The following is a 23,472-nucleotide window of genomic DNA, read 5'->3' as shown; positions in this document are numbered from 1 at the left end:
GAGCCAGCGAGTGATCACCTCGCGCGCCTGGGCCGGCAAGCGGTTCGCGGTGCTGGGGCTGGCGCGCTCCGGCGCGGCGACGGTGCGCGCGCTGCTGGCGAGCGGCGCGACCGTGGTGGCGTGGGACAGCGACGACGCCAAGCGCGAGGCGTTGGTGGACTCGGTGCAGGCGGACTCGCACACACTCGACCATGTCGACCTTAGCTTCGCCGATCCGGAAGCGATCGACTTGGCCGGCTTCGACGGGCTCGTGGTTTCCCCCGGGGTGCCGCTCAACCGGCATCCGGTAGCGGCGAAGGCGCGGGACGCCGGCGTGCCGATCCTGGGCGATATCGAGCTGTTCGCGCAGGCCCGCGCCGAGCTGCCGGCGCACAAGGTGGTGGGGATCACCGGCACCAACGGCAAGTCGACCACGACCATGCTGGTGCACCATATCCTGGAGACCGCCGGCGTGCCTGCGCGGCTCGGCGGCAATATCGGCAAGCCGGTGCTGGGCGAGGAGCCGCTGCCCGCCGGCGGTGTCTATGTGCTGGAACTGTCGAGCTACCAGATCGACCTGACGCAGAGCCTCGACTGCGACGTGGCGGTGCTGCTGAACATCACCCCCGACCATCTCGATCGCTATGACGGGTTCCAGGCCTATGCCGACAGCAAGGCGCGGCTGTTCGCGATGCAGTCGGCGGGGCACGACGCGGTGATCGGGCTCTCCGACGATGCGTCGGCCGCCATCGCGCGCAGCCTGTCGGCCAGGGGCGAGCACCTCCACAAGATCCTGCCCGGTGTGTGCATGGACCAGTCGCGCTGGCCCGCGTTGCAGGGGCCGCACAATGCGCAGAACGCGCTGGCGGCGATCACCGCCTGCGAGCTGCTGGGCGTGCCGCAGGACGCGATTACCCAGGGGCTGGCGAGCTTTGCTGGCCTGCCGCACCGCATGGAGCGGGTCGGCGTGGTGAACGGCGTCGCTTACGTCAACGACAGCAAGGCGACCAACCCGGAGGCCGTCGCGCCGGCGCTGGCGGCGTTCGATCGCATCCACTGGATTCTGGGCGGCGAGGCCAAGAGCGACAGCCTGGACGCGTGCCGCCCCGGCTTTCCGCACGTCAGGGCCGCCTACACGATCGGCAAGGCCGGGCCGGCGTTCGCCCGCGTGCTGGACGGCGTGGTGCCGGTGACGGCCAGCGGCACTCTGGCGCAGGCGGTGGCCGATGCCCAGGCCGCGGCGCAGCCGGGCGACACGGTGCTGCTGTCCCCGGCCTGCGCCTCGTTCGACCAGTTCCGCGACTTCGAGGATCGTGGCGCGCAGTTCCGCAGCCTGGTGGAGGGTTTGGCATGACCGACATCCGCGTCTCGCCTGCACGGAGCCCCAGGCCGGGCGGCAAGCCCCTCTGGCAGAACATGAAGGGCCGCGGCACGCGCGCCGATCGCAGCGTGCTGGGCACCTGGTTCTTCGACATCGATCGCGTGCTGTTGGCGCTGGCGCTGGCGCTGATCGCGATCGGGCTGGTGGCGGTGGGCGCGGCCTCGCCGGCAGCCGCGTCGCGTTACTCGGACGAACGGCACCATATCGCGCCGCTGTTCTACCTGTGGTGGCAGCTCGCCTGGGTGTGCGTGTCGCTGCCGGTGCTGCTGGTCACCTCCATGCTGCCGATCAAGCTGGCACGACGCCTCGCGCTGCTCGGCGCTTTGGTGTGCGTGGCGCTGCTGGTCGCGGTGCCGTTCATCGGCGTGACCAAGAACGGCGCGACCCGCTGGCTGGATGTCGGCGTTTCGCTGCTGCAGCCGTCCGAGTTCCTGAAGCCCTTCTTCGTGGTCGCGGTCGCCTGGGTGCTGAGCTTGCGCGCGCAGGAGCCGGAGCTGCCGACCACGATCATCACCGGCGGCATGACCGTGCTGGTCGCGTGCCTGCTGATGCTGCAACCGGATTTCGGGCAGACGGTGGTGTTCGGCGTGATCTGGATCGCGCTGCTGACGATTTCCGGCACCAGCCCGAAGAAGATGGCGATGCTGTTCGCGGCCGTGCCGGTGGGGCTGGTCGCGGCCTATTTCTTCTACTCGACCGCCACCAAACGCATCAACGCCTTCCTGTTCCCGAGCGAGGACGGCGCCCTGACCGACCATTTCCAGACCAACGCGGCGCACAATGCGATCACCGCGGGCAGCTGGCTGGGCACCGGGCCGGGCGGCGGCAAGATGAAGTTCCGCCTGCCGGAAGGGCATACCGATTACATCTTCTCCGTGGTCGGCGAAGAATTTGGGCTGATCGCCTGCGCTCTCGTCGCCCTCGTGTTCCTGGCGCTGGTGGTGCGGGTGTTCGTCAAGCTGCTGGACGAGCAGGACGAGTTCCGGCTGTACGCCGCGGCGGGGCTCGCCACGCAGTTCGGCGCGCAGGCGCTGATTTCCATGGCGGTGAACACCGGGCTGGCGCCGTCCAAGGGCATGACGCTGCCGTTCATCAGCTATGGCGGATCGTCGATGATCGCGCTGTCGATCGGCATGGGGCTGCTGCTGGCGTTCACGCGGCGCAATCCGTATCTGCTCCGCTCGCCCTATGTCGCGAAGTGGAGTGGTCAATGACGAAGGCCCGGCATTACGTCCTGGCGGCCGGCGGCACCGGGGGGCATATGGTGCCCGCGGCGGCGCTGGCGGGAGAATTGCAGAAGCGTGGCCACCGGGTAGCGCTGGTCAGCGATGCGCGCGGGGTGCGGTTCCCCGGGCTGCTGGACGGGCTGCAGACGCATGTGCTGCCGGCCGGGCGCTTTGCCGGTGGGCCGATCGGCTATGCCCGGGCGGTCGCCAGGCTGTGGGAAGCCCGCGGCATGGCGATCGAGCTCTACAAGACGTTCAAGCCCTCTGCGGTGATCGGCTTTGGCGGCTATCCGGCGATGCCGGCGCTGCTCGCGGCGTTCCATGGCAAGATCCCCACCGCGGTGCACGAACAGAATGCGGTGCTCGGCCGCGTCAACCGGCTGGTGGCGGGCAAGGTGGATGCGATCGCCACCTCCTATGCGCAGGTCGAGCGGCTGAAGGACGCGCATCGCGGCAAGACGCACCTGGTGGGCAATCCGGTGCGCGAGGCGGTGCTGGCGCTTCGCTCGCAGCCCTATCCGCTGCTGGAGGAGGATGGCATCTTCCGCGTGCTGGTGACCGGCGGGTCGCAGGGCGCGAGCGTGCTGTCCAAGGTGGTGCCGGACGGGCTCTCGATGCTGCCGATCGCCTTTCGCAGCCGGTTGCAGGTGACGCACCAGGCGCGGATCGAGGACATCGACGAAGTGCGGGCGAAATATGCCGAGCATGGCATCCCGGCGGAGCTGGCCACCTATCTGCCCGACATGCCCGAGCAGCTCGCCTGGGCGCATCTGGTGATCGCGCGCGCGGGCGCCTCGACGCTCGCGGAACTGACGGTGGCGGGGCGGCCGGCGATCCTCGTGCCGCTGCCCTCGGCGACCGACGACCACCAGACGGTGAACGCCCGCGAGATGACGAACGCCGGCGGCGCGCGCACCATCCCGCAAGGCCAGTTCACGCCGGTGGAACTGGCCAAGCAGATGCAGAAGCTCGGCCTCGATCCGCTCGCCTTGCAGAATGCGGCGGGCCGGGCGCGCAGCTGTGGCCGGCCGAATGCGGTGCGCGATCTGGCGGACCTGGTGGAAAGCCTGGATGCGCCCGCGGCGGGCGTGCCGGTGGGACTGGCGAAGCCGGTGAAGATGGCGGGAGCGGCGGCGTGAGCGGGCATCGGAAATCCTCCCCTGCAAGGGGAAGGGGACCGCTCGCGCAGCGAGTGGTGGAGGGGTATCGCGCTGTCGAGAGGGGGACACCCCTCCGTCGCGCTGCGCGCGCCAACTCCCCTTGCAGGGGAGGATCAAGGCTGTGAAGGGCGTCGCCACAGATATCGGCACGATCCACTTCGTCGGCATCGGCGGGATCGGCATGTCCGGCATCGCCGAGGTGATGAAGAACCTGGGCTATCAGGTGCAGGGCTCGGACGTGGCCGAAGGCTATGTGGTCGAGGGCCTGCGCGCGCGGGGCATCCCCGTCGCGATCGGCCATGCCGCGGAGAATATCGGCGACGCGGCGGTGGTGGTCACCTCCACCGCGATCAAGCGCGGCAATCCGGAAGTCGAGGCGGCGCTGGAGCGGCGCGTGCCGGTGGTGCGCCGCGCGGAAATGCTGGCCGAGCTGATGCGGCTGAAATCCACCGTCGCGGTGGCCGGCACGCACGGCAAGACGACGACGACCTCGATGGTCGCGGCCTTGCTGGATGCGGGCGGGGTGGACCCGACCGTCATCAACGGCGGGATCATCAACAGCTACGGCTCCAACGCGCGGCTGGGTGCGTCGGACTGGATGGTGGTGGAGGCCGACGAAAGCGACGGCAGCTTCCTGCGGCTGGACGGGACGATCGCCGTCGTCACCAACATCGATCCCGAGCATCTCGACCATTATGGCGATTTCGAGCGGGTCAAGGACGCGTTCGTCGATTTTGTGGAAAACGTGCCGTTCTATGGCGCGGCGCTGCTGTGCCTCGACCATCCGGAGGTGCAGCGCATCATCCCGCGCGTGCGCGACCGGCGCGTCGTCACGTATGGCTTTTCCGCACAGGCCGATGTGCGCGGGGTGAACGTGACGCCGTTCCCCGGCGGCAACCGCTTCGAGGCGATCATCCGCAACCGCGACGGCACCAGCCGCTCGATCGAGGATATCGAGCTGCCGATGCCCGGCCGCCACAACGTCTCCAACGCGCTGGCGGCGGTGGGCGTGGCGCTGGAGCTGGGCGTGCCGGACGCGGTGATCCGCACCGGCTTTGCGAAGTTCGGCGGGGTGAAGCGGCGCTTCACCAAGGTCGGCGAGGTGGATGGTACGACCATCATCGACGATTACGGCCATCACCCGGTGGAGATCCGCGCGGTGCTGTCGGCCGCGCGGGAGGGCGTGGAGAACCGCGTGATCGCCGTGGTCCAGCCGCACCGCTTCACCCGCCTGCGCGACCTGATGGACGAGTTCCAGGGCGCGTTCAACGACGCCGACATGGTCTATGTCGCGCCCGTCTATGCCGCCGGCGAGGCGCCCATCGACGGTGTCGACGCCGAGGCGTTGGTCGAAGGATTGAAGCGCCGTGGGTACCGTGCGGCGGCCACCGTTGCCGGGCCGCAGGAGCTGGCGGCGGAACTGGCGGACGTGGTGCAGTCAGGCGACATGGTGGTGTGCCTGGGCGCGGGCGACATCACCAAATGGGCAGCCGGCCTGGCCGAGGGCATTGCAGCCGCCAGGGGCGCCGTCCCGGCATGACCCGGGGGCCGTCGCCTTTCGAGTGGCAGCGGCAGGCTCTGGCGGCGCATCGCGCGTCGCTGGACGCCATGGCGCGCGGTCTGGATGTGGCGGGCGACCTCACGCGGATGCAGGAGGCCGGGCAGAAGGCGATGGAGGCCAACCTCAAGGCCTGGAGCAGCTGGGCGAGCCTGTGGAGGTGGAAGTGAGCACGCTGGCGCTTCCTCGCGTGCGCGGGCGGTTGACGGAGAGCGCGCCGCTGGCGCCGCTTGTCTGGTTCAAGTCGGGCGGGGCGGCGCAGTGGCTGTTCGAGCCGGCGGATGTGGAAGATCTGGTCGATTTTCTGCGGGATCTCGATCCGGCGGTGCCGGTGATGGCGCTCGGGCTCGGCTCCAACCTGATCGTGCGCGACGGCGGGGTGTCCGGCGTCGTGGTGCGGCTCGGCAAGGCGTTCGCCACGGTCGAGCGGGTGGACGCGACCACGCTGCGCTGCGGCGGCGGGGCGAGCGGCATCCTCGTTTCCTCCACCGCGCGCGATGCCGGGATCGCGGGCGTCGAGTTCCTGCGCTCGATCCCCGGCACCGTTGGCGGCTTCGTGCGGATGAACGGCGGCGCGTATGGCCGCGAGGTGAGGGACGTGCTGGTCGAGGCCGACATAGTGCTGCGCTCGGGCGAGCGGCGCACGCTGTCGCTGGACGAATTGGGCTACACCTACCGCCACTCCGAACTGCCGGACGGCGCGGTGGTGGTCTCCGCGACGTTCCGCGGAGAGCCGGGCGATCCGGCGGCGATCCAGGCGGAAATGGACCGCATCGCCGCCGCGCGCGACGCGTCGCAGCCGCTCAGGTCGAAGACGGGCGGATCGACCTTCAAGAACCCAAACGGGCACAAGGCGTGGGCGCTGGTGGACGAGGCGGGGTGTCGCGGGCTCAAGATCGGCGATGCGCAGGTGAGCGAGAAGCACACGAACTTCCTGCTCAACACAGGCGCGGCGACCAGCGGCGAGATCGAGGCGCTGGGCGAGGAAGTGCGCGCGCGGGTGAAGGCGAAGAGCGGCGTGATGCTGGAGTGGGAAATACAGCGGGTGGGAGTGGCGAAGTGAACGGGCGTGATGCGATCCTCCCTGTGCGCAGCACGGGGAGGGGGACCGCCGCGCAGCGGGGGTGGAGGGGCAATGCCCGGACCGCCCCGTTTGCGGCCAAGCCCCTCCCCCCCCCGCGGCGCGAGCGGTCCCCCTCCCCATCGGTGATGGGGAGGATAGTCTGATGCACATCGTCGTTCTGATGGGTGGCTGGTCGGGCGAGCGGCCGGTGTCGCTCAAGTCGGGCGAAGGCGTCGCCGAGGCGCTGGAGTCGCTCGGCCATCGCGTCACGCGGATCGACATGGACCGCGACGTCGCCGCCCGCCTCGCCGAGGCGAAGCCCGACCTCGTGTTCAACGCGCTGCACGGCAGCCCGGGCGAAGACGGGACGGTGCAGGGGATGATGGACCTGATGGGGCTGCGCTACACCCATTCCGGCCTGGCCACGTCGGTGATCGCGGTGGACAAGCAACTGACCAAGCAGGCGCTGGTGCCGCATGGCATCCCCATGCCCGGCGGGCGGATGGTGAAGAGCGCCGAGCTGTTCGAGGGCGATCCGCTGCCGCGCCCCTATGTGGTGAAGCCGGTCAACGAGGGCTCGTCGCTGGGGGTCGCGATCGTCACCGACGAGGGTAACTATGGCAACCCGATCGGACGCGACGTGGCTGGGCCTTGGGCCGAGTTCGAGGAGCTGCTGGCCGAGCCCTATATCCGCGGGCGGGAGTTGACCACCGCCGTTCTGGGTGACCGGGCGATGGGGGTTACCGAGCTGAAGCCGAAGAACGGCTGGTACGATTTCGACAGCAAATATACCGACGGCCTGACCGAGCATGTCTACCCGGCGGACGTGCCGGACGAGATCACGCAGGCCTGCAACGCGATTGCGCTGGAGGCGCACCGGCTGCTGGGTTGCCGGGGCACGAGCCGCGCCGATTTCCGCTGGGACGACAGCCGAGGGGTGGACGGCCTGTTCCTGCTGGAGGTGAACACGCAGCCTGGCATGACCCCGCTCAGCCTGGTGCCCGAGCAGGCGCGGCACAACGGGATGAGCTATCCGGAGCTCGTCCAGCGCATCGTCGACGAAGCGCTGCGGGAGGAGGCGGCATGAGTCGCGCCAGCACGATCAAGCGCGGGGCGCCCAAGCGGGGTGCCTATAGCCGCAAGAAGCCGAAAACCTCGCAGATCGACCGGCTGCTCGCCAGCCTGCCGGTGGGCGAGGAAACGCTGCGCAAGGGCTTCACCTGGGCGATGCTCGGGGTGGGCGGGGCGGCGGCGATCGCGATCGTGACGGCGCTGGGCGTGCCCGGTGCGGTGGGCATGGCGCTGGCGGAGGGTGTCGGTCGCGCCGGCTTCCGGGTGGAGCAGGTGGAGGTGACCGGGCTCCAGCGCATGGACCGGATGAGCGTCTATGCCGTGGCGCTGAACCAGAAATCGCGCGCCATGCCGCTGGTCGATCTCGAATCCGTGCGGCAGAACCTGCTGCGCTATGGCTGGATCGCCGACGCGCACGTGTCGCGCCGCCTGCCGGACACGCTGCTGGTGCATGTGGAGGAGCGCAAGCCCACCGCGGTGTGGCAGGACCAGGGCAAGCTGGCGCTGATCGCGTCCGGCGGCACCTATCTGGAGCCGGTGCGCGCCGACGCGCTGCCCAACCTGCCGCTGGTGATCGGCCCGCATGCCAACGAGCAGGAGGCCGGCTACCAGGCGCTGATCGCGCGCGCGCCGCAGCTGCGCCCGCTGGTGAAGGCGGCGACCTGGGTCGGCAATCGCCGCTGGAACCTCCTGTTCTCCAGCGGCGAGACGCTGGCGCTGCCCGAAGGGGAGGACGAGGCGGGCAAGGCGCTGATGTGGTTCGCCGAACGCGATGACGCGAACCCGTTGCTCGGCAAGGGCTTCGTGCGGTTCGACATGCGCGATCCCGCCAAGTTCGTCGCGCGCAAGGGCGCGGTCGAGGCAGGGGCGGCGGAGACGAGTGTGGTGAACCGGCCCGAACCGGCACAATCTTCTTCCAATAACCAGATTTCGGCTTAAGATTCAAATCACTGGCCTTGCGGGGGCGGGGTCAACAGGGACACGGAACATGGCGAAGACGGCACCGGAAGGTCTCATCACCGCGCTCGACATCGGTTCGTCCAAGGTGTCGGCGATGATTGCGCAGAAGGGCGACGGCGGCGAGCTGATCGTGCTCGGCACCGGCCAGCGCGAAAGCCGCGGCGTGCGGCGCGGGTATATCGCCGACGCGGTGGCGACCGAGGCGGCGGTGCGCGAGGCGGTGGAACAGGCCGAGCGGATCGCCGGCACCAATATCGAGAATGTCTGGGTCAGCTTCTCGGCCGGCGGGCTCGTCAGCGATGTCGCCTCCATCGAATTCGAGCTGGGCGGGCACCGGGTGGAGCAGTCGGACATCGACGCGCTGTTGCAGGCCGGCCGCAACTCGATCGATCCCGCCGGGCGCATGGTGCTGCACGCGCAGCCGGCGCTGTACACGCTGGATGGGCTGACCGGGGTGAAGCGGCCGCTGGGCCTGCATGCGGACCGGCTGGGCGTGCACATCCATGTGGTGGCGGCGGACGGCTCGCCGGTGCGCAACCTGGGCCTGTGCGTCGCCAACGCGCACCTGGAGGTGAAGTCGATCATCGCCTCGCCGGTGGCGACGGGCATGGCGTGCCTGTCCGACGAGGAGCGCGAACTTGGCGTGGCCTTGGTGGAGCTGGGTGCGGGGATCACCAACGTCTCGCTGTTCGCCGGCGGCATGCTGGTGGGGCTGACCAGCATTCCGTTCGGCGCGCAGGACATCACCGACGACATCGCGTCCGCGTTCGGCACCAGCCGGGCGCAGGCCGAGCGGATGAAGTGCTTCTACGGCTCGGCCAACGCTTCCCCGCGCGACAATCACGACATGATCGACGTCGCGCCGATCGACGAGGAAGGGCAGGGCGACGGCAGCAAGATCACGCGCGCGCAGCTGATCGCGGTGATCCGCCAGCGGCTGGAGCATCTGGTCGGCGAGGTGCAGAAGGCGCTGGTCGACATGAAGTTCGCCGGGCCGGTCGGGCGGCAGGTGGTGCTGACCGGCGGCGGCGCCGAGATGAAGGGTATCGCCGACTATGTGCAGCAGACGCTCGGCCGCTCGGTGCGCGTCGGCCGCCCGCGCGGGCTGACCGGCCTTCCGGAAGCGCACTCCACGCCGGCCTTCGCGACGCTGGCGGGGCTCGCTTTCTATGCCGCCTCCGATCCGGTGGACCTGCGCAGCCTGCCGGGCGGATCGGGCCAGCAGACCGTGCACCGGGCCAAGGGCTTTGCGCTGGTGCGAAAGATGATCGCGATGGCGCGGGCGAATTATTGAAAAACTGCGCCGCCCCGATCCGTTGGGGGTTTCGGCGGCGGGATGATTGGTGCACAATCTTCAGTTAACGCGTACCTGTTTCGACGGGGGTGGGGCCCCGGTGGAGAAAAAGACCATGAGCATCGAATTTCTGCCGCCCGAGGTGGATGAGCTGACCCCGCGGATCACCGTGATCGGCGTCGGCGGTGCGGGCGGCAACGCCATTGCGAACATGATGCAGGCCGACGTGCAGGGCGTCGAGTTCCTGGTGGCCAACACCGATGCGCAGGCGCTGAAGCAGTCGGTGGCGCCGCATCGCATCCAGCTGGGCGCCAAGATCACGCAAGGCCTGGGCGCGGGCAGCCGGCCGGAGATCGGCAAGGCCGCCGCCGAGGAGACGATCGACAGCCTCGCCAAGCAGCTCGAAGGCAGCCACATGGTGTTCATCGCTGCCGGCATGGGCGGCGGCACCGGCACCGGCGCGGCCCCGGTCATCGCCAAGGCGGCCCGGGACATGGGCATCCTCACCGTGGGCGTCGTCACCAAGCCGTTCGCCTTCGAGGGCAATCGTCGCGCCAAGAGCGCGGACGCCGGCATCGAGGAGCTGCAGAAGTATGTCGACACGCTGATCGTCATCCCCAACCAGAACCTGTTCCTGGTCGCCAATGCGAACACCACCTTCAAGGAGGCGTTCCTGATGGCGGACGAGGTGCTGCAACAGGGCGTGCGCGGCATCACCGACCTGATGGTGATGCCCGGCCTCATCAACCTCGATTTCGCCGACGTGCGCTCGGTGATGCAGGAAATGGGCAAGGCGATGATGGGCACCGGCGAGGCGTCCGGCGACAGCCGCGCGATCGAGGCGGCGCAGAAGGCGATCGCCAACCCGCTGCTCGATGGCGTGTCGATGAAGGGCGCCAAGGGCGTGATCGTGTCCATCACCGGCGGCGACGACATGCGCCTGCTGGAAGTGGACGAGGCCGCCAACCATATCCGCGAGCTGGTGGACGAGGACGCGAACATCATCTGGGGCTCGGCGTTCAACCCGGACCTGGAAGGCCGCATCCGCGTGTCGGTGGTCGCCACCGGGATCGAGGCGGCTGCCCGCACCGAGCCGCAGCCGACGCCGAACCAGGCCGCCAGCCGCACCACCTTCAGCTTCTCCGCGCCGAAGAAGGCCGCGGAAGAGCCCGCCGCGTCCTCGATCCCGGTCGCGTCGGCGATCACCGAGGTGGAACAGGCCGCCGCCGCGCAGCCGGCCACAGAGGTGCGCACGCCGGCCCAGCCGGTCGCCACGCCGCCGCAGACCACCGCGCCGCTTGCCGCCCCGGCGGACGAGGACGAATTGGTGCTCGGCGCCGACAGCCTCGCACCGGAGCCTGCGCGGAGCTTCGCCGACGATGATCTTTCGGCACCGATCCCGGCGGCGGAAGCCGATCCGGCCAGCCCGCGTCGCCGCTGGCTGACGCCGGGTTCGGCGGCGGAGGACGGCGTTCCTGCGGCGCCGGCGCCCAAGGTGAAGCTGGGCGGCACGCTGTTCGAGCGCATGTCCAGCGTGTCCCGCGGCGCCGCGAAGGAAGAGGAAGGCGACGACAAGGGTCTCGACATTCCGCGCTTCTTGCACCGCCAGAACAACCAGTAAGCCTGGCCGGAACCCGGCTCGCTTGTGCGGGCCGGGAGAGGGCGCGTGGGCGCACCGACGACCATGACGCGTCCTGCGCCGGAAGCGTTTGCTGCGGCGGTCTGGCGGCGAGTTCGGGCGCAAGAGCAACGGCTTAGCGGGTGCCGCTTCGTCGCCGACGTGCGTCCTCCTGCCGCACCGCGCATGCCCGCTTCTTGTCGTGGTTACCGGATCGGGGCAGAACGGACACTCCCATGAGAACTTCCCGACTCACCGGTATTTCGGCCCTGGCGCTGGGGCTGTCGCTTGGCCCAGTGCCGCTTGTGATCGCCACGCCCGCCACCGCGCAGACGGCGTCGCCGCAGTTCGTGCAGCAAACGGAGAACCCGGAAGCGGACGAACTCGCTTCCCAGATGCGCGTGCTCGCCACCGAGCCGACCAACGTCGCCGCGCTGGTCCGCGCCGCCGAGATCACGACCGACCTGGGCGACCTGACCGCGGCGAAGGGCTTTCTCGACCGGGCCTCGCGCATCCTGCCGAACGATGGGCGGATGAAGGCGGCGCAGGGCGGCTGGCTGGTCGCCAGCGAGCGTCCGGGCGAGGCGTTGCAGCGTTTCGCCGAGGCAGAGCGGGCCGGCTGGCCGGTGCGCAGCTTCGCCGCACGCCGCGCGCTCGCCTGGGATCTGGTCGGCCAGCAAGGCCGGGCACAGCGCGACTACAAGCTGGCGCTGGCCGGCGGGCGCAACGACGAGACCGAGCGTCGCTACGCGCTCTCGCTGGCGATCGCCGGGCAACGCGATGCGGCGCTGGAGGTGATCGACGCGCAGCTCCGCCGAAGCGACCGCGCCGCCTGGCGGACGCGCGCGTTCATCCTGGCGCTGGGCGGCGACCAGTCCGGCGCGACGCGCATCTCCAGCAGCATGATGCCGGGTGCGATGGTGCAGGGCATGCAGGCGTTCTTCGCACGCCTGCCGACGCTGTCGCCCGCCGAAAAGGCGTTTGCCGTGCATTTCGGCGAGGTCCGCACCACGCCGCAGCGGATCGCCGACGCGCGGCTGGCGCCGGCGCTGCCGCAACTCGCGGTGGAGGTCGCGCCCACCCGCGCCGCGCCGGTGTCCGTTCCGGTGCAGGTCGCCGCCGTCTCGTCGCGCAAGAAAAAGAAGGACCGCAAGGTGAAGCCGGGCCGGGTGCAACTGGCCGGCCAGTCGCCGGCGCCGGTGCCCGCTCCGTTGCCCGCTCCCCCCAGCTATGCAGTGGCAAGCGCGCCGGTTCCCGTTCCTCCGCCGGCTGCGCTTGCGCCGACGCGCTTTGCCGGCGCGCAGGCGGTGCCGCCGGAGCGGAACGTGCGCGTTGCGGCGGCACCGTCCACTGGCCCCGCATCGCCCGCCGCGAACCCGCCCCGGCAATACGCCTATACCAGCGGCTCGCCGGTGACGCCGCCATCGTCGCCCGTTCAGGGGAGCGGCGCGGTGCAACTGGCCAGCGCCCTGCCGTCCCGCGCCGCAGCGCCGCCCTATGCCGCCACTCCGGCCGCGCGGCCGTCGTTGCCGGTGCAATCGGCCGTGCGGCCGTCGTTGCCGGTGCAAGTCGCGGGTGCCGCTCAGGGGGCGGGCTTGCCATCGAACACGGGCGCCGCGACGCAGGTTCGATCGCTGCCGGTCGAGCAGAACGTTCGGGTAGCGACCGGCGGCGCGCAGGTGCCGATCCAGCCGGCAACTCCGGCGCAGGTAGCGAGCGCAAGCCCTTCGACAGCCGTGCCGGCGACTCTGGCGCGCTCCCCGTGGGCCGCACCCGGTGCGTCCCTCCCGAACCCGGCGAACGGCGCACCCGCGCCCGGGGCGCAGGCGAGGGCGGCATTGCCGCAGCCCGGCTTCTCGCCTGCCGCGACCGCTTCGCCCGCACCGAGCGGAAGCGCGGGCGGGGCGCCCTCCGCGGCTCCCGCAGCGTCGCCGCCGACCTATGCGGCGGCGGTGCAGGCACTGGCCCAGGCGCCGACGCCCGCGGCGGAGGCGGACATGCGGGTCGCCGCCGTGGCACCGCCCACGGCCCAGCCTGGGACCGCCGGCGAAGCGTTGCCGCCGTCTGCTGCCGCGGCGGTGGCGCCGGCCACGCCGCAGCCGGGTATCGCTGCCGAGGCGGTGCCGCCGTCCGCTGTGGCCGACACGGCGCCGGCCGCGGGCACGGCCACCGCCGCCGCCAGCGAGGAAACGGTGATCGCACGTCTGGTGTCGCCGAGCGCTGCGGCGCAAAGCGCAGCGGCTCCGGCGGCAGGCACGGCGCCACGCCGGCCGGTACAGGTTGCCGCGGCAGCGCCGGTGCGCACCGCCGCTGCCGAGCCCGCGGAAGCGGCTCCGGCGCGCAAGCCCGCGGTGAAGGTGGCGACCGCCGATCCGGTTCCCTCCGCGCGAGGTACGCGGGGCGCGAGCGAAGCGGAGGAGCCGGCAGCGCGGCCTGCCCGCGGCAAGGCGCTGGCCTCTGCGGCGAGCAGCCGGTTGGCGCGGGCGCAGCGCGTCGTCGAGGACGCGGGCGACGATGCGGCGGTAAAGGGCAAGTCGCCGGCCGTCGCAGCGCGCGGCAAGCGAGCCGCAGCGGAGGAGGAGGAGCCCGTCGCGGCCAAGGGCAGGAGCAAGCCCGGCGCGGGTGCCGCCCGCTCGAAGGGCGCCGCAGCGGAGGAGGAGGATGCGCCGGCCGCGAGCAAGGCGCTCGCCTCCACGCGCGGCAAGCGGCGCACGGCCGAGGCGGACGAGCCGGCGACGTCCCGCACGCGGGCAGCGGCGGCGAAGGCCAAGGCGAAGGCGCCCGTCGCGAAGCCGGACCCGGAGCGCTACTGGGTGCAGGTGGCGGGCGGGGCCAACCAGGGCGATCTTTCCAAGGCGTGGAAGAAGGCGCAGGGGTCCAGCCCCGCGCTGAAGGGGCGGCAGGGCTATGCCACGCCGCTGCGCGCCACCAACCGCGTGCTCACCGGCCCGTTCAAGAGCGCGGACGAGGCGCAGGCGTTCGTCAACAAGCTCGCCGGCTCGGGCATGTCGGCCTTCACCTTCACCAGTTCGGCCGGCCAGAAGGTCGAAAAGCTGCCCACGCCATGAGCAGGGCGGCGCGCTGATGACCGGGCGGGCGCCCTGGGCCAGCCGGCCTGACGCCAGCCGAGGTCGCCTGCACAAGGAACAGAACGAGACCGAGCGGGGGCCGCGCGATGCCTTCCAGCGCGACCGCGACCGCATCATCCACTCGATCAGCTTTCGCCGGCTGCGCGGCAAGACGCAGGTGTTCCTGGCGCCCGATGGCGACCATTTCCGTGTCCGCCTGACGCACAGCCTGGAAGTGGCGCAGATCGGGCGCACCATCGCGCGCACGCTGGGCCTGAACGAGGATCTGACCGAGGCGCTGTGCCTGGCGCACGATATCGGCCACCCGCCGTTCGGCCATGCCGGCGAGGATGCGCTGAAGGCGGCGCTGCGCGAGCAGGGCGGGTTCGACCATAACGGCCACACCCTGCGCGTGCTGAGCGAGGTGGACAGCCCCTATCCGCGCTGGCGGGGGCTGAACCTCACCTGGGAGACGCTGGAAGGGCTGGCCAAGCATAACGGGCCCGTGCGGCACCCCGGCTGGGCCTTGCGCGAGGCGGATGCCGGCTTTCCGCTGGAGCTGTCGCAATGGTCCAGCCTGGAGGCGCAGGTGGCGGCGATCGCCGACGACATCGCCTATGACAATCACGACATCGACGACGGCCTGCGCGCCGGCCTGTTGACGCTGGACCAGATCCTGGCCGTGCCGGTGGTGGCGGCCGGGTGGGACGAGGTGCGCCGGCGGTTTCCCGACCTGGAAACCGGGCGTCTCGTCGGCGAGCTGATCCGCGGGCAGATCGGGCGCATGGTCAACGACCTGATCGCGGAAACGCGGCGGCGCGTGCGGGCGGCGGACGTGCAGAGCGCGGCCGAAGTGCGCGAGGCGGGGCAATGCCTGGCGGGTTTCTCCGAGGAAATGCGGCTCGCCGAGCGCGATCTGAAGCGCTTCATGTACGCCAATCTCTACCACCATCCCGTGCAGCTTGCCGCCGCGCAGGCCGCGCACGGCATCGTCGCCGGCCTGTTTTCCGCCTATCGCGACGATCCGCGCCGCCTGCCGGAAGGCTGGGCGGAGCGGCTGCCGCCCGAGGAGCCCTGGCGCAGCCGGCACATCGCCGACTTCATCGCCGGCATGACCGACCTTTATGCCATCGCCCGCTACCGCGAGCTGGTCGGCCCGATCGACCTGCCGGACGGGTTCTGACCGACCCCGCCCTGACTTGAACCTGGGTTGGCGCGCGGCGTGTCGCCATATGCTGTTCCGGTGAGCTGCCCAACCATGTCGTGGCGCGGGATGGCCTGATGCCGATGCGCGGACAGGACCGTGTTCCCACGCTCACACCGGAACGCGCATCGGGATTGTCCCAGTTTCTCCTGGAGCGCGCCGCCGAAGCCGCGGGCAGGGACGCCCGGCGGCGAAACTGAACCGCCCGGCTGCCGGCGCGTTGGTATCCGTCGCTTGATCCGCCTCCACGGTATCGGAGGATATAGTCAGGAAGGCCGGAAATGCCCGAGGTCGAGAAAGAGCCCAGCACGGTGACGGCCGAAGATGGCCATGTTTTGGTCAAAGGGCCGGATGCGGTGGCGGTGAAGATGGAGCCGGAGGCCGCCGTCGAGACGGCCAACCGCCTGGCGGCGGCCGCCGCCGAGGCCGCGGGACACCGGATGATCGAAGAGGAAGCCGACCGCCGTCGCTGACGGACGGCGAAAGCGACCGGTCGGGGTGCCGCCGCGAACTCGGAGCAGAGGGTCGCGCCCGGCCGCCCGCGGTCACCCGATGAGCGTACTCCAATATTCCCGGTGGTCGCCGTCATGCCCGGGCATGCCCGGCCGGGTCAGGTAGCCGCGCGCCTCCGGAATGTGGCTGTAGATCATGCGCAGCGGCTTTTCGTGCCATTGCAGGTGGAGCATCCAGCGCTGCGGAAAGAACTCCATCGACGAATAGGGCAGGTGGTCATGGATCCACCAGGCCAGCCGCTTCCAGTCGTCCGGCGCGGTGAAACGATCGGCAAAGGCGGGAACGATGATGCCGGCGGTGGCGCCCATCTGCCCCGCCGCGTCGCGCTTGTCCCAGATATGGCCTGCCAGCGAGCGCTCGTTCGACGCGGGGCCATAGGCCTTGGCGGCGCCCAGCGCGTTCACCTCGGCGGTGCGCAGGCCGGACACGATCTGCAACGGCCCGAACGCCTCCCGAAGGGGTTCGAGCAGGTCGGTGCACAGGCGCGTGCCGGCGGCGATCGCCAGGTCCGGATCGTCGGGCACGTTGGACAGGCCGTGCATGGCCGCGATCTCCGAATACAGGAAGTCGCGCAGGAGAAAGCCCTGCGACAGCTGCACCCGGCCGAGTTCGACGAGCTTGGCGACGGTTTGCGGTTTCTTCATGCGGTTCCTTCCGTCGCCACCCTAGCGCGCCATCGTGAAGGCCCGCCTAACTGCCGAACACCCGGGCGAAGATCGTGTCCACATGCTTGAAGTGGTAGCCGAGGTCGAACCGTGCCTCGATCTCGGCGGGCGGGAGCGCGGCGGTGACGTCGGGGTCCGCCTTGAGCAGGTCGAGCAGCGACAGCCGGCCGTCCGATTCCCACACCTTCATCGCGTTGCGTTGAACGAGGCGATAGGCGTCCTCGCGGCTGACGCCTGCCTGGGTGAGGGCGAGCAGCACGCGCTGCGAGTGGACGAGACCGCCCATCCGGTCGAGATTCTTCTGCATCCGCTCGGGATAGATGACGAGCTTGTCCATCACCCCGGTGAGCCGCGCGAGCGCGAAATCGAGCGTGATCGTGGCGTCCGGCCCGACATAGCGCTCCACCGACGAGTGCGAGATGTCGCGCTCGTGCCACAGGGCGACGTTTTCCAGCGCGGGCGTCACATAGCCGCGCACCATGCGGGCAAGCCCCGTGAGGTTCTCGGTGAGCACGGGGTTGCGCTTGTGCGGCATGGCCGACGACCCCTTCTGGCCGGGCGAGAAATACTCCTCCGCCTCCAGCACCTCGGTCCGCTGCAGGTGGCGCACCTCGGTGGCCAGCCGCTCGATGGAGGAGGCGATCACGCCCAACGTGGCGAAGAACATGGCATGCCGGTCGCGCGGGATCACCTGGGTGGAGACGGGCTCCACCGCCAGCTCCATCTTCTCCGCGACATGCGCCTCCACGCGCGGGTCGATGTTGGCGAAGGTGCCCACCGCGCCGGAGATGGCGCAGGTGGCGATGTCCGCCCGGGCATGAACCAGCCGCTCGTGGTTGCGCGCGAACTCGGCATGCGCCTGTGCCAGCTTCAGGCCGAACGTCACCGGCTCGGCATGGATGCCGTGGCTGCGGCCGATGGTGGGCGTGTATTTGTGCTCCATCGCCCGCCGCTCCAGCACCGCGAGCAGCGCGTCGAGATCGGCCAGCAGGATGTCGGCGGCGCGCGCGAGCTGCACCGCCAGGGTGGTGTCGAGCACGTCGGACGAGGTCATGCCCTGGTGCATGAAGCGCGCCTCGTCGCCCACCTGCTCGGCGACCCAGGTGAGAAAGGCGATCACGTCATGCTTGGTGACCGCCTCGATCGCGTCGATCGCCTCCACGTCGATCGCCGGCTCCGTCCTCCACCAGTCCCACAGCGCCTGCGCGGCGGAAGCCGGCACCACGCCGAGATCGGCCAGCGCCTGCGTGGCATGGGCCTCGATCTCGAACCAGATGCGGAGCCGCGCTTCCGGGGTCCAGATCGCCGTCATGGCAGGGCGCGAGTAACGAGGAACCATCGGAAATCCTTGGAAAAGTGGAAGGCGACGCCAATCGGACGAAGCGGGGGTTAGCAGGGACGGGACGAGGGTTCAAATCGGCTGGGGGGAACCCAAATACACAGTTGATGGTTGAATTGAGGCAAACGCGATGAAGTGCTGGCCTCATCAGCCTTCAGTTGCACAACAGTAGATCAGACGGAGAGAGGTCATGCTGAAATATGTTCTTCTTGCCGGCGCCATGACGGTTGCTGCTCCTGCTCTTGCGCAGAGCCAGACGCCCGGCGGATCGGCTGGCGCTACAACTGCCGCGCCGCAGCAGCAGGGCACGCCGGGGCGCGCGCCCATCGGCGGCGACTCGGCGCCGCCCGCCCCGGACAGCGCCACCGCGCCGACGCAGCAGGTGCCGGCGAACCCGGCAACCGGCGCCACGCCCGCCTCGCCATCGGCGGCGACGGACAATGCCCAGACCACCGACACGCCAAGCAGTTCGGGGGCGACCACCGGAGCGACGCCGGGCTCGCCGCAATCGTCCGCTGCGCCGGTGAACAAGGCCGATCAGGTCGCGCAGGTGGTGCAGGCCGAATTCCCGTCTTACGACAAGGACGGCAACGGCTCGCTCAGCAGCACCGAGTTCGGCGCGTGGATGGTGGCGTTGAAGAGCGCCAGCGATCCGAACGCCAAGGCCGACGATCCTGCCACCAGGACGTGGGCGGGCCAGGCCTTCGCCCAGGCGGACAAGGACAAGAGCAAGTCGGTGAGCAAGACCGAGCTGCAAGGCTTCCTGTCGCAAGCCGGCTAAGCGAGGCTTCTGTCTCAGGAGCGGCCGCCGTACCGATGGGTGCGGCGGCCGTTCTGTGTCTCCGGACGCGCCAAGTCCGGTTGCTTGCCGATGCCCCTCAGATCAGCCCCTTGGCGCGTAGCGAGACGTGCCCGCTGGTGCCCATGATGATGTGATCGTGCACCGCGACGCCCAGCCATTTGCCGGCCTCCGCCACGTTGCGGGTGAGGTCGATGTCCGCTTTGCTGGGCGACGGATCGCCGCTGGGATGGTTGTGAACCAGGATCAGGGCGGCGCTGCTCAGCTCCAGCGCCCGCTTCACCACTTCGCGCACGTAAAGCGGGGCGGCGTCGATCGAGCCCTCGGCGACCAGCTCGTCGCGGATCAGCATGTTCTTGGTATTGAGGTGCAGCACGCGGATCCGCTCGATCGGATGATGCGCCATGTCGGCGCGCAGATAGTCGAGCAGCGCCTGCCAGTTGGACAGGATCGGTCGCGTCTTCACCGGCGACTGGACGAGGCGGATGGCGGCACCCTGCGCGATCTTGAGCGCGGCGATCGACGTCTCGCCGAGCCCCTCCACCCGCTTCAGCTCGCCGGTATCCGCCGTCAGCAGCCCGGCAATGCCGCCGAACTCGTCGAGCAGCCGCTTGGCGAGCGGCTTGGTGTCGCGGCGCGGGATCGCCAGCGCGAGCAGATACTCGATCAGCTCGTGATCGAGCAGTGCGTCGCCGCCGCCATCGGCCAGCCGCTGACGCAACCGGGCGCGATGGCCGCTATTGTCGGGCTCGGAACCGTTCATAGGGCGTAACGATTAGATTTGCCGGGCCGGCCGTGCAATGATGCCGTGACGGTTGCGAAGGAGCAGAACGGGATTGCCGGGCGCGTGATGGAGACCGAGCACGCCGCCCCCGTTCGCTCCCGCCGCCGCGTCGTGGGCCGGGCGGTGCTTGTCCTTGTGCTGCTGGTGGTGGCGATCCTCGCGGTCGCCTGGATGGCGCGCAGGCCGATCGCCGCACGGTACGTGGACCGTTACCTTGCCGCGCATCATATTCCCGCGCGATACCGGATCGTCGACCTGGGGCTTTCCCGGCAGCGGCTGGAGGACGTGGTGATCGGCGATCCCGCGGCACCCGATCTGGTCGCCGACTGGGTGGAGGTGCGCACCCGGCTGACGCTGTCCGGCCTGTCGGTGCCGGACCTCCGTGCGGGGCGTGTCCGCCTGCGTGGGCGGTGGGCGAACGGGCGATTGTCGCTGGGCGCGCTGGATCGGCTGATCCCCGCCTCGACTGCGCCCGGCAGGGGCTTCTCGCTGCCGGCGATCTACCTTGACGTAGGCGACGCGCGAATGCGGCTGGAGACGCCGGCGGGCGCGATCGGCCTGAAGGCGAGCGGGCGCGGGCGGATGGACGATGGCTTCGCTGGGACGCTGGCGCTCGTCTCGGATCGGCTGGAGGCGGGGGCGTGCTCGGCGCAGAACGTCTCGCTGGCGGGAGACGTGCGAACCTCGCGCGGCGCCCCGCGTTTCGTCGGGCCGCTGCGCACGGCCGCCGCTGCCTGCGGCAGCACCCGCCTGCGCGGGCTGGCGGCGAGCCTGCGGCTTTCGACCGACGCGACGCTCCGCCGCTTCGCCGGGCAGGCCGAAGTCGCGCTGGCGGGCTTTGCCATGCCGCAGGGGGATGCGCAGGCGATTGCCGGCACGATCCAGGCGAGCGGCAGTGCCGCAGAGGTGGCTGCCGATATGTCCCTTGCCTCGGGCCGATGGGCGGCCGCAGGGGTGCGAGGCGGTGGGGCGACGGTGCGCGGTCCCATAGCCTGGAGCAGCGGGAGCGGCGTGCGCGTGGGCGGCGAGCGGCCCTTGCACCTGGCCGTGCGGGATGCGGCCCTGCCACGCGCATGGCTGGACCGCGTGCCCGATCTCGGCGGAGCGGCGCAGGGCACGCCGCTGGCGCCGCTCGCAGCCCGGGCCGACGCAGCCGTTCGCGCGGCGGGCCGCCGGTTCGACCTGCAGGCCGACCTGACCGGAAATGCCGGAGCCGTGGAGATCGCCGCCGCGCGCCTGTCGGCGGCATCGGGCGCGCAGGTCACGGCCGCCGGGCCGTTCCGGATTTCGCAAGGCCGCGTGCGGCTGAACGGCCGGATGGACCTGCGCGGCGGCGGCTTGCCGGCGGTGGCCTTGTCGCTGCGGCAAGCGGAAGCGGGCGGGCCGGTGTCGGGCGTGGCCGAGGTGGCGCCCTATGCGACGAACGGCGCGCGTCTTGCCCTCGATCCGGTCCGCTTCACCGCCACGCCGCGCGGCAACACGCATGTGCGCACGACGGTGACCCTGAGCGGACCGCTTCCGGGTGGGCGGGTGGACGGGCTGCGCGTGCCGGTGGATGCGATATGGGACGGTGGGCGGCGTCTGGTGGTTAACGCCGATTGCGCGCCGCTGTCGTTCGAGCGCTTCGCCCTGTCCGGCCTGCGCCTGGCCGCGACGCGAACCATGCTTTGCCCGCTCGACGGCGCGCTGGTGCGGGTGGAGGCCGGCCGGATCGGGGGCGGCGCACGGCTGGGCGCGCTGCGGCTGGCGGGGAGCATCGGCTCCAGCCCGTTGCGGATCGAGGCCGCGGGCGGGCGGTTGCGCCTGGCGGACCGGACGTTCGCGGTGGAGCGGCTCGGCGTTCGCCTAGGCGCGCCGGACCGCGAAACGCGGCTCGCCTTCGCCACGGTTGCGGGCTCGGCGGCGACGCTGTCGGGCTCCTATGACGGCGGGGGAGGCCAGATCGGCAACGTGCCGCTCCTGCTGTCGGAAGCCGCCGGCACCTGGCGGCTGCGCGGCGGCGCTTTCACCACCTCGGCGTCGCTGGCCGTCTCCGACGCCAACACCGCGTCGCCGCGCTTCGTCCCGATGCAGGGGCAGGGCGTCACGATGACGCTGGCCGACAACCGGATCGAGGCGCAGGGGCGTCTGGTCACCACAGGCGGTGCATCCGTGGCCGGTGTCGCCATCCGGCACGATCTGGGCAGCGGGCAGGGCCGGGCCGATCTCGACGTGCCCGGCATCTCCTTCACCCCCAAGGGCCTGCAACCGACCGACCTGACGCCGCTGACCAGGGGCGTGATCGCCGATGTCGACGGCATCGTGAAGGGCGCAGGGCATATCCGGTGGAGCGGGGAGGGCGTGACGAGCGACGGCACCTTCTCCACGGCGGGCATGAACCTGGCCGCCGCCTTCGGCCCCGCACAGGGGATCAGCGGCACGATCCGCTTCACCGATCTCCTCGCGCTGGAAAGCGCACCGGGGCAGGTGGTGACGATCGCCAGCGTGAACCCCGGCATCGCCGTGACGGACGGCACGATCCGCCTTCAGACGCTGTCCAATGCGCGCGTCCGCGTCGAGGAAGGGCGCTGGCCGTTTGCCGGCGGCGCGCTGGTGCTGGAGCCGACGCTGCTCGACTTCGGGCAGTCGGCCGAGCGGCGCATGACCTTCACCGCCACGGGCGTGAACGCCCGCCAGTTCCTCCAGCAGTTCGATTTCGAGAACCTCGATGCGACCGGCACCTTCGACGGCACGCTGCCGATGGTGTTCGACACGCGCGGCGGGCGGATCGAGCAGGGGCATCTGGTGGTGCGCCCCGGCGGGGGCTCGATCGCGTATCTGGGCGAGTTGACCCGGGAGGACCTGGGCGTTTGGGGCAATCTGGCGTTCCAGGCGCTGCGCTCGCTGCGGTATCGGAGCCTCGACATCGTGATGAACGGGCCGCTCGACGGCGAGATGATCACCGCCGTGCGCTTCGCCGGGGTGAGCCAGGGGGAGGGCGCGAAGAGCAACTTCCTGATCCGCCGGCTGCAACGGCTGCCGCTCGTGTTCAACGTGAAGATCGCCGCGCCTTTCCGGCAGCTGCTCGATTCGGCGCAAGGCTTCTACGATCCGCGCCGCCTGGTGGAGCGCAATCTGCCGACGCTGATGCAGCAACAGCAACGGGAGGGCTTGCCCGTTCAGCCCAAGGAAAGCAGGACTGTGCCATGAACAATTGCGTGATGCGGGGAGTCCTGGCGGTGCTGGTGGCGACGGGCGGGGGCGGATGCGTCAACGTTTCGGCGCCGGACAAGCCGATCGAGATCAACCTCAACATCAACGTCAAACAGGAGGTCGTCTACCGTCTCGACGGCGAGGCAAAGGCGACCATCAAGGAAAATCCGGGGATCTTCTGATGAAGCACCTTCTCCTCACAGGCATGGCCCTGCTGGCCGCTGCGGCGGCACCGGCGCTGGCGCAGCGCGATCCCGCCTATCAGGCGGCGCGCGCGGCGGGCGAGATCGGCGAGCAGCCGGACGGCTATCTGGGGTTCGTCGGCACGCCCTCCGCCTCGCTGCGGGCGCTGGTGAACCAGATCAACATCCAGCGGAAGGCGACCTATACCGAAAAGGCGCAGGCGGCCAACGTGACGGTGGCGGATCAGGCGTTCACCTTTGGCTGCAACCTCATCCAGCAGACGCAGCCGGGCGAGAAATACCGCACCCCGGCGGGCGAGTGGAAGACCCGCACGGGCGCCGCGCCGGAGCGGGATCCGCGCTGCCTCTAGCCTGGGTTGCAGCGGAAGCAGCGGGTTGCTCCGGCGATCGGGCCG

General features: G+C 70.5%; 20 protein-coding genes. 17 read left to right on the top strand and 3 right to left on the bottom strand.

Translation table 11 applies throughout. The features are described from left to right. The first annotated feature begins 10 nt into the window (after window positions 1-10). The 13 genes from murD (at window position 11) to DVW87_RS04585 (ending at window position 16,055) form a co-directional block, all read left to right on the top strand. On the top strand, window positions 11-1,333 hold the full coding sequence (gene murD / locus DVW87_RS04645) for a UDP-N-acetylmuramoyl-L-alanine--D-glutamate ligase (RefSeq protein ID WP_114686541.1): 1,323 nt from the start codon (window positions 11-13) through the stop codon (window positions 1,331-1,333). Window positions 1,334-1,395: 62 nt separating this feature from the next. Beyond that, window positions 1,396-2,574 carry an FtsW/RodA/SpoVE family cell cycle protein gene (locus tag DVW87_RS04640; protein WP_114687071.1) on the top strand — a complete coding sequence of 393 codons (1,179 nt, stop codon included), beginning with the start codon at window positions 1,396-1,398 and terminating at the stop codon, window positions 2,572-2,574. After that, window positions 2,571-3,725, top strand: coding sequence for an undecaprenyldiphospho-muramoylpentapeptide beta-N-acetylglucosaminyltransferase (gene murG / locus DVW87_RS04635; RefSeq protein ID WP_114686540.1), 1,155 nt, complete (start codon window positions 2,571-2,573; stop codon window positions 3,723-3,725). The genes DVW87_RS04640 and murG overlap by 4 nt, the downstream gene beginning before the upstream one ends. A 142-nt stretch (window positions 3,726-3,867) precedes the next feature. Beyond that, window positions 3,868-5,286, top strand: a complete 1,419-nt coding sequence (gene murC / locus DVW87_RS04630; protein ID WP_114686539.1) for a UDP-N-acetylmuramate--L-alanine ligase — start codon at window positions 3,868-3,870, stop codon at window positions 5,284-5,286. Then, the gene (locus tag DVW87_RS04625; protein ID WP_114686538.1) at window positions 5,283-5,474 is read left to right on the top strand and encodes a hypothetical protein; all 192 of its coding nucleotides are present in this window, start codon (window positions 5,283-5,285) and stop codon (window positions 5,472-5,474) included. Before murC ends, DVW87_RS04625 begins: the two co-directional genes overlap by 4 nt. Continuing rightward, window positions 5,471-6,367, top strand: coding sequence for a UDP-N-acetylmuramate dehydrogenase (murB, locus tag DVW87_RS04620; protein WP_114687070.1), 897 nt, complete (start codon window positions 5,471-5,473; stop codon window positions 6,365-6,367). The genes DVW87_RS04625 and murB overlap by 4 nt, the downstream gene beginning before the upstream one ends. A 163-nt stretch (window positions 6,368-6,530) precedes the next feature. Then, window positions 6,531-7,454 (top strand): D-alanine--D-alanine ligase, encoded by a 924-nt coding sequence (locus DVW87_RS04615; protein ID WP_114686537.1) that lies wholly within the window; start codon window positions 6,531-6,533, stop codon window positions 7,452-7,454. After that, window positions 7,451-8,377: a cell division protein FtsQ/DivIB gene (locus tag DVW87_RS04610; RefSeq protein ID WP_114686536.1), complete on the top strand. Its 927-nt coding sequence runs from the start codon at window positions 7,451-7,453 to the stop codon at window positions 8,375-8,377. The genes DVW87_RS04615 and DVW87_RS04610 overlap by 4 nt, the downstream gene beginning before the upstream one ends. A 49-nt stretch (window positions 8,378-8,426) precedes the next feature. Then, on the top strand, window positions 8,427-9,692 hold the full coding sequence (gene ftsA / locus DVW87_RS04605; protein WP_114686535.1) for a cell division protein FtsA: 1,266 nt from the start codon (window positions 8,427-8,429) through the stop codon (window positions 9,690-9,692). A 115-nt stretch (window positions 9,693-9,807) separates the two neighbouring features. Beyond that, a complete protein-coding gene (gene ftsZ / locus DVW87_RS04600) occupies window positions 9,808-11,313 on the top strand; it encodes a cell division protein FtsZ (protein ID WP_114686534.1) in 1,506 nt (501 codons plus the stop codon). Window positions 11,314-11,546: 233 nt separating this feature from the next. Then, window positions 11,547-14,378 carry an SPOR domain-containing protein gene (locus DVW87_RS18280; protein WP_239017749.1) on the top strand — a complete coding sequence of 944 codons (2,832 nt, stop codon included), beginning with the start codon at window positions 11,547-11,549 and terminating at the stop codon, window positions 14,376-14,378. A 16-nt stretch (window positions 14,379-14,394) separates the two neighbouring features. Continuing rightward, window positions 14,395-15,561, top strand: coding sequence for a deoxyguanosinetriphosphate triphosphohydrolase (locus DVW87_RS04590; RefSeq protein WP_114686533.1), 1,167 nt, complete (start codon window positions 14,395-14,397; stop codon window positions 15,559-15,561). 302 nt (window positions 15,562-15,863) lie between these two features. Continuing rightward, complete coding sequence (locus DVW87_RS04585) at window positions 15,864-16,055, top strand: hypothetical protein (RefSeq protein ID WP_114686532.1); 192 nt, start codon at window positions 15,864-15,866, stop codon at window positions 16,053-16,055. A gap of 72 nt (window positions 16,056-16,127) precedes the next feature. Here the strand turns inward: DVW87_RS04585 and DVW87_RS04580 are convergent, their stop codons facing one another. Together DVW87_RS04580 and purB are read right to left on the bottom strand one after the other, a co-directional pair. Further along, window positions 16,128-16,739, bottom strand: coding sequence for a hypothetical protein (locus tag DVW87_RS04580; RefSeq protein WP_114686531.1), 612 nt, complete (start codon window positions 16,737-16,739; stop codon window positions 16,128-16,130). Between the two features lie 46 nt (window positions 16,740-16,785). Next, complete coding sequence (gene purB / locus DVW87_RS04575) at window positions 16,786-18,099, bottom strand: adenylosuccinate lyase (RefSeq protein ID WP_114686530.1); 1,314 nt, start codon at window positions 18,097-18,099, stop codon at window positions 16,786-16,788. A 190-nt stretch (window positions 18,100-18,289) separates the two neighbouring features. Between purB and DVW87_RS04570 the strand changes: the two genes are divergently transcribed. After that, entirely contained in the window at window positions 18,290-18,880 is a 591-nt protein-coding gene (locus tag DVW87_RS04570) for an EF-hand domain-containing protein (RefSeq protein WP_114686529.1), read from the top strand. Window positions 18,881-18,977: 97 nt separating this feature from the next. Here DVW87_RS04570 and radC read toward each other — a convergent pair whose 3' ends face one another. Beyond that, window positions 18,978-19,661 (bottom strand): RadC family protein, encoded by a 684-nt coding sequence (radC, locus tag DVW87_RS04565; protein WP_114686528.1) that lies wholly within the window; start codon window positions 19,659-19,661, stop codon window positions 18,978-18,980. 87 nt (window positions 19,662-19,748) lie between these two features. On the opposite strand from radC, the gene DVW87_RS04560 reads away from it, so the two are divergent. From DVW87_RS04560 to DVW87_RS04550, 3 genes are read left to right on the top strand one after another with little or no spacing between them, the layout of a single operon-like run. After that, window positions 19,749-22,871 carry an intermembrane phospholipid transport YdbH family protein gene (locus DVW87_RS04560; RefSeq protein WP_114687068.1) on the top strand — a complete coding sequence of 1,041 codons (3,123 nt, stop codon included), beginning with the start codon at window positions 19,749-19,751 and terminating at the stop codon, window positions 22,869-22,871. Continuing rightward, the gene (locus tag DVW87_RS04555) at window positions 22,868-23,056 is read left to right on the top strand and encodes a YnbE family lipoprotein (protein WP_114686527.1); all 189 of its coding nucleotides are present in this window, start codon (window positions 22,868-22,870) and stop codon (window positions 23,054-23,056) included. Before DVW87_RS04560 ends, DVW87_RS04555 begins: the two co-directional genes overlap by 4 nt. Beyond that, window positions 23,056-23,427: a YdbL family probable chaperone protein gene (locus DVW87_RS04550; protein WP_114686526.1), complete on the top strand. Its 372-nt coding sequence runs from the start codon at window positions 23,056-23,058 to the stop codon at window positions 23,425-23,427. The genes DVW87_RS04555 and DVW87_RS04550 overlap by 1 nt, the downstream gene beginning before the upstream one ends. Window positions 23,428-23,472: the final 45 nt, after the last annotated feature.

The organism is Sphingomonas aracearum, from assembly GCF_003345355.1.
GTDB lineage: Bacteria > Pseudomonadota > Alphaproteobacteria > Sphingomonadales > Sphingomonadaceae > Sphingomonas > Sphingomonas aracearum.
This window is presented reverse-complemented; position numbering and strand designations above follow the sequence as displayed.

Bases quoted from the DNA above. Each gene is read 5' to 3' on its own strand.
- DVW87_RS04640 (WP_114687071.1), top strand. From the start codon at position 1,396: ATGAAGGGCCGCGGCACGCGCGCCGATCGCAGCGTGCTGGGCACCTGG.
- murG (WP_114686540.1), top strand. From the start codon at position 2,571: ATGACGAAGGCCCGGCATTACGTCCTGGCGGCCGGCGGCACCGGGGGG.
- DVW87_RS04625 (WP_114686538.1), top strand. From the start codon at position 5,283: ATGACCCGGGGGCCGTCGCCTTTCGAGTGGCAGCGGCAGGCTCTGGCG.
- DVW87_RS04615 (WP_114686537.1), top strand. From the start codon at position 6,531: ATGCACATCGTCGTTCTGATGGGTGGCTGGTCGGGCGAGCGGCCGGTG.
- DVW87_RS04610 (WP_114686536.1), top strand. From the start codon at position 7,451: ATGAGTCGCGCCAGCACGATCAAGCGCGGGGCGCCCAAGCGGGGTGCC.
- ftsA (WP_114686535.1), top strand. From the start codon at position 8,427: ATGGCGAAGACGGCACCGGAAGGTCTCATCACCGCGCTCGACATCGGT.
- ftsZ (WP_114686534.1), top strand. From the start codon at position 9,808: ATGAGCATCGAATTTCTGCCGCCCGAGGTGGATGAGCTGACCCCGCGG.
- DVW87_RS18280 (WP_239017749.1), top strand. From the start codon at position 11,547: ATGAGAACTTCCCGACTCACCGGTATTTCGGCCCTGGCGCTGGGGCTG.
- DVW87_RS04590 (WP_114686533.1), top strand. From the start codon at position 14,395: ATGACCGGGCGGGCGCCCTGGGCCAGCCGGCCTGACGCCAGCCGAGGT.
- DVW87_RS04585 (WP_114686532.1), top strand. From the start codon at position 15,864: ATGCCCGAGGTCGAGAAAGAGCCCAGCACGGTGACGGCCGAAGATGGC.
- DVW87_RS04580 (WP_114686531.1), bottom strand. From the start codon at position 16,739: ATGAAGAAACCGCAAACCGTCGCCAAGCTCGTCGAACTCGGCCGGGTG.
- purB (WP_114686530.1), bottom strand. From the start codon at position 18,099: ATGGTTCCTCGTTACTCGCGCCCTGCCATGACGGCGATCTGGACCCCG.
- DVW87_RS04570 (WP_114686529.1), top strand. From the start codon at position 18,290: ATGCTGAAATATGTTCTTCTTGCCGGCGCCATGACGGTTGCTGCTCCT.
- radC (WP_114686528.1), bottom strand. From the start codon at position 19,661: ATGAACGGTTCCGAGCCCGACAATAGCGGCCATCGCGCCCGGTTGCGT.
- DVW87_RS04560 (WP_114687068.1), top strand. From the start codon at position 19,749: ATGGAGACCGAGCACGCCGCCCCCGTTCGCTCCCGCCGCCGCGTCGTG.
- DVW87_RS04555 (WP_114686527.1), top strand. From the start codon at position 22,868: ATGAACAATTGCGTGATGCGGGGAGTCCTGGCGGTGCTGGTGGCGACG.
- DVW87_RS04550 (WP_114686526.1), top strand. From the start codon at position 23,056: ATGAAGCACCTTCTCCTCACAGGCATGGCCCTGCTGGCCGCTGCGGCG.